Below are 8,423 nucleotides of genomic sequence, written 5' to 3' on the forward strand. Positions count from 1 at the left end.
GCCGGGTCGGCGTGGACGGTCGCGTAGGCGACGGGGACGCGGGAGACTGCCGGTCCCCAGACGAGTCGGCCGAGCGCCGTTCCCGCGACGGAACCGGCCAGTTGGGCCGTGACGTACGGGACGACGGCGCGGGCGGGGAAGACGCCGAGCCGCCACAGCGCGATGGTGACGGCGGGGTTGAGGTGTCCGCCGGACCGCCGGCCGGGTGGAGACGTCATGAACACCATGAGAAGCACCCCGATGGTGACGCCAAGGATGGCGAGAGCGTAGTGGATGTCATGGACGGAGATCGGTGAGTCGGGTGCGATAAGCCAGCGCACGCCGGTGACGACGAAGAACAGCAGAAGGCCGGTGAGGCCGAATTCGCAGGCTGCGCGACGCAGGATGCCGGATTCTGCGGTGGTGGGCGGGTCGGCCTGCGCCGGCACGGCCGGAGTTGTGATTTTCATGGGCATGGTCCTATCGAGAATCGCTGTTCGCCGGGCCACGCCGAGGAGAGCCCGGGGCGCGGGATCCCCCTTGGCGGCGGGGATCCCCTGATCGCCAGGGGATCCCCGCCTGCGTGCGGAAGGAGCTCACGCCTGGGCGTGCGCGCCTTCCAGCCAGTTGGTGAACTCGCAGGCGAAGTGCCACTGATGTCCGACGAAGACGTGCTCAGGGGCGTTGGCCGGGAACTGGATGGTCAGACGGATGCGCAAGCCGTCGGGGCCGTCGCCGAACTCATGCATGACGCGGGCGATCTCCGTGCCGTCACCGAGGCGTCCGGTGCCTCCGATGCGTACGGGGTACTCCTCGTGGCCCTCGTCCGCGATTTGGACGCCGTCGTGGAAGGTGAGGAAGAACCGGAGGGGGCCGGATCCTATGGTCTCGATGATCTCGACCACTCCGCCGCTGGAGTCGGCGAGGTAGTGCTCGGGATTGGCGGAGAGCAGCGCGGACCGGTCACCGCCCGCGAGCCGGCCCTGCCACCAGGTGAGGAACTGGTCCACGTCGATCCCGGCGACTGTCATTTCGGTGACGGCCGACCGCCAGGCTCCTCCGGACCCGTTCGGAAGCGGTGCCATCACCGCGTCTGACTCGGCGAGATCGGGGGCGAGGAGTTCCCGCATCCGCTCGTCCCCGATCCGCTGCTTCAGCAGGGTGAGCGCCGCCCGTGAACGGTCCAGCTCCCACTGCCGAACGGCCTTGTCCCCGTACTCGACACCGTCGATGACAGTGCGGACATCCAGCGCGCCAGTGTTCATGGCGAAGCCCCTTTCGATCGAAGCGGAGAAATTTCCTCCGCCTACGGCACGCTAGCATAGACGGAGAGAAGTTCTCCGCTTCATTGATGGAAGGTGGATCTCATGCGGGCGGACGCCGAACGCAGCAGACGACGGATCCTGGATGCCGCCCGCGATGTGTTCCTGGAGCGGGGCCTGGACGCCCCGCTGGACCTGATCGTGCGCCGGGCGGGTGTGGGGCCGGCCACGCTCTACCGTCGCTACGCCGACCGCGAGGCACTCGTGCGTGATCTCACCGGTGACCTGCTCTCACGCCTTGAGGCCGCGGCCCACCAGGCGGCGCGGGAGGAGGGTGACGCGTACGCCGCGGTGCGGCGCTTCGTCCACGCGGCAGCCGACCTCCGGATGGGCGCGGTGATCCCGGTGCTGCTCGAAGGGCTCGTTGTCGACCAGAAGTTGATCGAAAGCAGGACCCGCACATCGGGGGCGCTCGACGACCTGATCCACGCGGCGCACGAATCCGGCAGGCTGCGCCCCGAGGTGGGGGCGGGGGACCTGATCCTCCTGTCGATCCGGCTGTCCCGCCCCCTGCCCGGTGGTCTCTCCCGGCTCGACGCGGACGGCACTCTGCTGCACCGCCATCTCGACCTTGCCCTCGACGGCCTGACCACGCAGGCCGCACCGGCTCCCGCCCCTGCCCCGGGCGAACCGCTTACATTCGCCGACCTCGTCGCCGCCGCCGACCGCCCGAACGCGACCGACTGAGCCCGTCGGTACGGCCCGGAGCACGCGTGCCTCCCTCACCAGGCGGCCCCGTTCGTTGCGGTGCACCGGGACAGTGCCGAGTTCGCCGACGGGCGGGCGCACCCGGCCACCTCACGACTGAACGTGGGTGGTCAGCCGATGAAATTCGACCTCATCGCGAACATGTACGCGGTGGTCAAAGCCGATACCGGTTCTCACTCAACCTGCAACACCCCAGCCCAGCCCCGTTCCCACACTCCAACTCACACCGGGACTCGATAGCGGGCGTCCGACGGAGGTGCCGAATGATCATGTGCCCGTCGGCGACGGTACGCCGGGGGCATCCGCCCCGGAGTGCTGGGGGACGCCGCCGATGCGGACCGCGCAGGCGCCGTCGGGAGAGACGGGCCGACTGCAGGCGTCGCAGACGGTGCGCGGATGGAGGACCGCGCCACAGTCGTGCCTGAACACCGTTGGGGGCTCTCCCTCGGTCACATAGCGGTCGCCCCACTCCTTGAGGGCGAGCAGGACCGGGTGCAGCGCGAGTCCGGCCTCGGTCAGCGTGTACTCGTAGCGCGGCGGGTGGGCTTGGTAGAGCTCCTTGGCCAGGACGCCGTTCTCCACGAGCTTCTTCAGCCGGGCGGTGAGGATGTCCCGGCTGGCGCCGGTATTCGCGGCGATCCGGTCGAAGCGGCGCACCCCGAAGAACACCTCCCGCAGCGCGAGCAGACTCCAGCGCTCACCGATGACGGCGAGCGAGTTCGCGATGGAACAGGGGCGCGGGCTGGCGACGGTCATGGGGTGGACCTCCGGGGAGTGGGCGGAGTGCCGACGCGGCACGGTGAATGCGGGCGTCGCTCCGGGGGCGGAGCCTGCCGGCCACCGGAGGTTCCCGGCTCATCCGCCGCCCCGCGGTATGTCATCCATCGTCTGCCTCCGGCCGGTTGCCTTCTCATCATAGACCAGTGGGTTGGAAAAATAGACCCACCGGGCGGGCCCTCGGGGCCGGCGGACCGGTTCAAGCGCGGGCACCTCGGCCGGAGTGCGTTTGTTTTCCCAACTCGCACCCCTATAGTGAGTCCTGTTTTCCAACTATCTGGCTCGGGCATTCCCTTGGGCTCGATCGAACGAGGAGACCGGAATGAGGACTTCACCACCCGGCAGCACGTGTGTCACCGATGAGGCGGTGGCCCGGATCGACCCCCTGTGGAGGTCCTGGGCGGGCGCCCACGGGGGCCATGTCGCGGCGGCAGCGCTCACCGCCATACGGGAACGGGCCGTCGGGCAGGGCCGCCCGCTCCGCGCCCTGACCGCACACTTCCTCGCCCCTGTCGACACCCGTCCGCTCCGCCTGTCCCTGACCGGGCCCCGGGCGGGGCGTCGGGCCTCGACCTGCCTCTTCACGGCCCATCAGGGCGGAGCTGCCGTGCTCGCGGGGTCGGCGCTGTTCGGCTCCGGCCACCCGGGGCCCAGCTATGACGGGCGCACCTTCCCCCAGGTGCCCGGGCCGGCCGACTGCGTGCCCCTCGACCTGCCCGCCGGACTCGTGGCCTTCGCCCGGCGGGTGGAGGTACGGCCCGCCACCGAGGCGCTGCCCCTCGCCGGGGGCGAGCTGGCCGAGCTGTTGGCCTGGGTGCGATTCACCGACGGGCGGCCGCTGGACGAGGCCGCGGTCGTCACCCTCACCGATGTCCTCCCGCCCGCCCTGTTCGCGCGCTGGCGCACCCCGCGTCCGGTGCCGACCGCCGAGCTGACCATCCACTTCGCCGACACGCTGGACGCCGGGGCGCTCGCGGACTGGGCTCTCGTACGGATCCGTACCGAGCAGGCCGGCAGCGGCTGGGCGGTCGACGACAGCGAGGTGTGGTCGGCCGACGGCCGGATGCTGGCCCTCGCCCGGCAGGCCCGCGTCGTCCAGGACGCCCCTGCGGAGGACGCATCCTCACCCTCGGCCACGGCAGCTCTTCAGGAGACTTCGTGAACACCGGCGGAGCCATCGCGCTCGTCACCGGAGCCAACCGCGGACTGGGCCGCGCCTTCGCCCGCGGCCTGCTGGCGCGCGGCGCGCACACCGTGTACGCGGCAGCACGTGACCCGAGGACCGTGACCGGCCCCGGGCTGACACCCCTCGCCCTCGACATCACCGACCCGGCCTCCGTGGCCGCAGCCGCCGAGCGCTGCCCGGACACCACCCTGGTGGTCAACAACGCGGGCATCCTGCGCGGCGGTTCGCTGCTCACCGCGGACTCCCTCGACGGGGCACGCGACGAGCTGGAGACCAATCTGTTCGGCACGCTCGCCATGTGCCGCGCCTTTGCCCCCGTGCTCGGAAAGAACGGCGGCGGGGCACTGGTCAACGTACTCTCCGTGCTCTCCTGGCACACGCTGCCGCAAATCGGCTCGTACGGCGTCTCCAAGGCGGCGGCCTGGTCGATGACCAACGCGGTGCGCGAGGACCTGCGCGCGCAGGGCACCCTCACGGTCGCCGTGCACGCGGCGTTCATCGACACCGATATGGCCGCCCACGTCGACCAGACCAAGATCAGCCCTGCCGACGTGGTCGACCAGGTCCTCGACGCCGTCGAGGCCGACCGCGAGGAAGTCCTCGCGGACGACGTCACCCGCCAGGCCAGGGCCATGCTGTCCCGAGGAGCCAACCATGACCAGTGATCTGCGTGACGCAACGGCCGAGGAGCGCGACGACGCCCGCGGCAGTCGCCCCGGGCCGGTCCTCGTCGCCGCGTGCCTGGGACTGTTCACGGTGTTCCTCCAGACCACCCAGACCATCGGCACGCTCGGCGCCGTCCAGGCCGATCTGCGCCTCGCCCCGGCCGACATGGTGTGGGTGCCGAGCATGTACACCCTGGTCGTGGCGTCCTGCGTACTCGGCGCGGGCGCCCTGGCCGACCGGTGGGGGCGCAAGCGCGTCTTCCTGACCGGGACCGCGGCGATGGCCGCAGGCTCTCTGGTGCTGCTCCTCGCCGACAACCTGGCCACCGTCCTCACCGGCCAGGCGATCGCCGGCCTGGGAGGCGCCCTGATCACCCCCAGCTCCCTCGCGCTGATCACCCACGCCGTCCGCGACCCGCGCCGCCGCGCCGGGGCGATCGCCGCATGGGCGGCCGCCTCCGGACTCGGCCTGGCCGTCGGCCCCCTCGTCGCGGGCCTCGCACTGCGCTGGTGGACCTGGCACGCGGCCTTCTGGCTCAACCTCGTCGTGGCGGGCCTCGCGGCGATCGTCGCGCTCGGCCGTGTCGCCGAGTCCCGCAACCCGGCCCAGCGCCTGGACTGGGCGGGCCAGTTCACCGCGATCGCAGGTCTCGCGCTCCTGGTCTTCTGGCTGATCGACGGCGGTCACCACGGCTATGCCTCCGCACGGGCCCTGGCCGCCGCCGTGGCAGCAATCCTTCTGCTGGCCGCCTTCGCCCTGGTCGAACTGCGCCGTACCGCCCCCATGGTCGACCTGCGGCTGATGCGCGATCCCTCCTACAGCGTCTCCCTTCTGCTGGCCGGGACCGTCCTGTTCGGCTTCGTCGGCCTCTGCCTTCTCCAAGTGCTGTGGCTGCAGCGGGTACGGGGACTGACCGCCCTGCAGGTGGGCGTCCAACTCCTCGTGGAATTCGGTGCGTTCATCGCCGCCTCGGTCCTGGCCGGCATACTGGTGCGCCGACTCGGCCCGCGCGTCCTGATCACGGCGGGCCTGCTGTTCGCGGCCGTCGGCGCCGTCCTCTTCGCGCAGGTCGGACCGGACACTGCGTTCGCCGGGTACGCCGCCGCCTTCGTCCTGTTCGGCCTCGGCTGCGGTCTCGCCAACGCCCCGTCCACCGCCCTCGCCGTCGGCCACGTCCCGCACGGCCGCGAGGGCGAGGCGGGCGGCACCGTCAACGCCGCCCGCCAGATCGGCGCCGTCCTCGGCACCAGCATCCTCGGCACACTGGTCACCACACGCTTCGAGGACCGCGTCACCCACGTCCGCGACCCGCGCATCGCCTTCACCGACGCGGTCACCCACGCCACCTGGGTCGCGGTCGCGGTCCTCGGCGCCGGCACCGTATTGGCACTCGGACTGTCGGCCTGGTCCCGCCGCAGGGCAACCGCCAGGTGACCGCGGCGAACGAGGCACTGCGGGGAGCCGAACGCCACCCGGGCCGACGAGCCTGAATCGCCCGAACACCAGGCCGCCCCTTCGGGTGGTGGTCCTGCGCGGGATCCGGCTTCGACCCTCGTCCGGCGGGGCTGCCCCTTGCGGCGTGGGCGCGGGGCGGCGGCGGAAACGGCGGTTCGCGGCAGGCCGTTGTGATGCGGTTCTACGGTAGCGGGTACCAGTGACACCGGGCAGCTTCGCAATGGCTTTCGGCCCCCGCGTACGGGCGCATTGGCCGACGCACGCCGGATAGGGTCGGCAGGTCGCCTTCGACTGCCGGGAGTTGCCGTGGACCATCACCACGAGCGCGGGCAGGCCTACCAGTCCTGCACCTCGGCCGACGGACCCCCCGCGGTACGTACGAATCCTGGTGGGAGGCTCCGACCGAAGGCGTGTGACGATCACCGACGCGGCTACCGGCCGGCGGGACCGGGACATCAACGCCAACCGGCTGCACGCGTACCCGGTCGGCCCCGGGCGGCCAGCACCGCCGGGGGTACGTGCACACCGAGACGCGCGAGCGGGTGGAGCACCTCGCGGTTGACGAGGGCCTTGATTTTCTCGGATGGCGCATCCAGCGTCACCGGAAACTGGGCACTGACCGGCAGTACATATACACCTACCCGGCACGGAAATCATTGCGTTCCGCGACGGGCAAGGTGAAGGAATTAACCGGACGGCAGAACACGCACACGAGGGTCCAGTCGACCGCGCCGACGGCGTCGCGGTGCTGCTGGACGTGGGCCAGGAGCCTGTCCCAGGTACCTTCTGCCGACCAGCAGCGGAAGCGTTCGTGCACCGTCTTCCACGGCCCGTACCGTTCGGGCAGATCCCGCCAGGCCGCCTTGGTGGACAGCTTCCACAGGATCCCGTTGACCACCTGCTGGCGACCCCGCACCGGACGGCCCATCCGCGACGGAGCCAGCAACGGCCCGATCGTCGCCCACGACTCAACAGGCCGGTGCCAGGTGACGTGGGGGGGATGCGCAGGTCGCTGACGTGCGGGCGCACCGCGTCGGCCAGGTCTCGGGCCGGGCCTGGAACACGCGATCAACGCGGCTGCTGGTCCGCCGCATACGATGCGTGCGTGCCCGCACTTCAGAAGGAACACGTCGTGCAGTTGTTGCGGCCGCTGATGCGGACGCGCACCGTACTCGAGCCAGTCCAAAGCCCGCCCGAGACACGCCGCCGACGGCACGCCGCTCCTCCGCCCGTTCCTGCGCAGCCCCATGTGACCCGGGAGTTCGCCGCCACGCGGTTCGGCGGGTTCCCGACGGTGGAGGAGGGCGAGACCTGGCCCCTGTGCGACGGCTGTGCCGACGACCTCACGTTCGTCGCGCAGGTCGACCACTCCCGCGACGGCCTGCACGACAGGCTCCCCATCTCGTTCTTCACATTCTTCTACTGCTGGAAGTGCCGCCCGTGGGGACGGAAACGCGAACGGGGCGGATGGCTTGTGCGTTCCTACACCGCACTGCGGCGCCCCAAGGTTCTCGTGCACGGCACCGAGCCCGGCTTCGAGGAACGCCACGCGGTGCCACGCCTGGAGAAGTCGCTGCCTGACGCGGTGGGAATGCGCCTGCACTGCCCTGAGCTCTGGGGCCTTGTACCGGGCGACAGCGGCTCCCACGAGGCGTGGGCGAACTGGCACGTCGTCGACCGCGCCGCGCTCGGTCTGACGCAAGAGCGCGCCCGAGCGCCGCACATGCGCAATGGGGCGGTGGCGATCGGTGGATACCCGTACTGGGCGAACGGCGGGGATGAAACGCCAGTCTGCACGGAGTGCACACAGCCGATGGAGCTGCTGCTGCAGATCCCGCCGAGCGAACTCACCGACGCGATGTGGGGTGACGTCGGAACCTTGTATCTGTTCATGTGCCGAATACACACCCAGCACACCGGGCTGCGTATCCAGTGCACATGAAACAACAGGTCACCCCAGGTAGAGACCTCACACCGGCCTGACGGCCGTGCCCATGATGCCGCCCAGCGACACGGCATCGATCAGGTCCGGGAAGTCGCCCTCGCGGCGCGGGCCTGGGTGAGGTGGGAGGACAAGTGCCGGTACATCAACGGGGTGTGCGGCAGCACGCCCTCGGAGACGAGCCGATACATGACCTGGCGCAGCGTCACGCCGCGCCAGAGCGCCAGCTGAGACCCGGGCCGGTATGCGGGGTTCGCCGGGCGCGGGTCGTACAGGGCGCGACCGGGCATTGTCACGTTGGCTGACCGGCCTGAGATGATCTTGTGGTTGATCGTGCCGGGAGGGGTTCGCTCGTGTCGTCCGCGCCGCCGTCGTACAAGGGGCACCG

At 70.8% G+C, this 8,423-nt stretch carries 8 protein-coding genes and 2 pseudogenes; 5 read left to right on the top strand and 5 right to left on the bottom strand.

Annotation, left to right across the window (positions count from 1 at the left end):
- Both IEZ15_RS42705 and IEZ15_RS42710 read right to left on the bottom strand, forming a co-directional pair.
- A partial coding sequence (locus IEZ15_RS42705) for an aquaporin (RefSeq protein ID WP_229846558.1) occupies positions 1-449 on the bottom strand: 449 nt, incomplete at its 3' end.
- A gap of 126 nt (positions 450-575) precedes the next feature.
- Positions 576-1,244: a hypothetical protein gene (locus tag IEZ15_RS42710; protein WP_189282326.1), complete on the bottom strand. Its 669-nt coding sequence runs from the start codon at positions 1,242-1,244 to the stop codon at positions 576-578.
- A gap of 102 nt (positions 1,245-1,346) precedes the next feature.
- Here IEZ15_RS42710 and IEZ15_RS42715 point away from each other — a divergent pair, with 102 nt between their 5' ends.
- Positions 1,347-1,988, top strand: a complete 642-nt coding sequence (locus IEZ15_RS42715) for a TetR/AcrR family transcriptional regulator (protein WP_189282327.1) — start codon at positions 1,347-1,349, stop codon at positions 1,986-1,988.
- 288 nt (positions 1,989-2,276) lie between these two features.
- On the opposite strand, the gene IEZ15_RS42720 is transcribed toward IEZ15_RS42715, so the two are convergent.
- Positions 2,277-2,765, bottom strand: coding sequence for a winged helix-turn-helix transcriptional regulator (locus IEZ15_RS42720; RefSeq protein WP_189282328.1), 489 nt, complete (start codon positions 2,763-2,765; stop codon positions 2,277-2,279).
- A 343-nt stretch (positions 2,766-3,108) separates the two neighbouring features.
- On the opposite strand from IEZ15_RS42720, the gene IEZ15_RS42725 reads away from it, so the two are divergent.
- From IEZ15_RS42725 to IEZ15_RS42735, 3 genes are read left to right on the top strand one after another with little or no spacing between them, the layout of a single operon-like run.
- Positions 3,109-3,948, top strand: a complete 840-nt coding sequence (locus IEZ15_RS42725) for an acyl-CoA thioesterase (protein WP_189282329.1) — start codon at positions 3,109-3,111, stop codon at positions 3,946-3,948.
- Entirely contained in the window at positions 3,945-4,637 is a 693-nt protein-coding gene (locus IEZ15_RS42730; RefSeq protein ID WP_189282330.1) for an SDR family oxidoreductase, read from the top strand. Before IEZ15_RS42725 ends, IEZ15_RS42730 begins: the two co-directional genes overlap by 4 nt.
- A complete protein-coding gene (locus IEZ15_RS42735; RefSeq protein ID WP_189282331.1) occupies positions 4,627-6,072 on the top strand; it encodes an MFS transporter in 1,446 nt (481 codons plus the stop codon). Before IEZ15_RS42730 ends, IEZ15_RS42735 begins: the two co-directional genes overlap by 11 nt.
- A 724-nt stretch (positions 6,073-6,796) precedes the next feature.
- On the opposite strand, the pseudogene IEZ15_RS42740 reads toward IEZ15_RS42735, so the two are convergent.
- Positions 6,797-7,063, bottom strand: a pseudogene (locus IEZ15_RS42740) (transposase); the annotation flags it as partial.
- Positions 7,064-7,198: 135 nt separating this feature from the next.
- Between IEZ15_RS42740 and IEZ15_RS42745 the strand changes: the two are divergent.
- Positions 7,199-8,035 carry a DUF1963 domain-containing protein gene (locus tag IEZ15_RS42745; protein WP_229846559.1) on the top strand — a complete coding sequence of 279 codons (837 nt, stop codon included), beginning with the start codon at positions 7,199-7,201 and terminating at the stop codon, positions 8,033-8,035.
- A gap of 80 nt (positions 8,036-8,115) precedes the next feature.
- Here the strand turns inward: IEZ15_RS42745 and IEZ15_RS42750 are convergent.
- Positions 8,116-8,423 (bottom strand): annotated as a pseudogene (locus IEZ15_RS42750) (hypothetical protein); the annotation flags it as partial.

This window comes from Streptomyces atratus, from assembly GCF_014648655.1.
In the GTDB taxonomy this organism is placed as follows: domain Bacteria; phylum Actinomycetota; class Actinomycetes; order Streptomycetales; family Streptomycetaceae; genus Streptomyces; species Streptomyces atratus.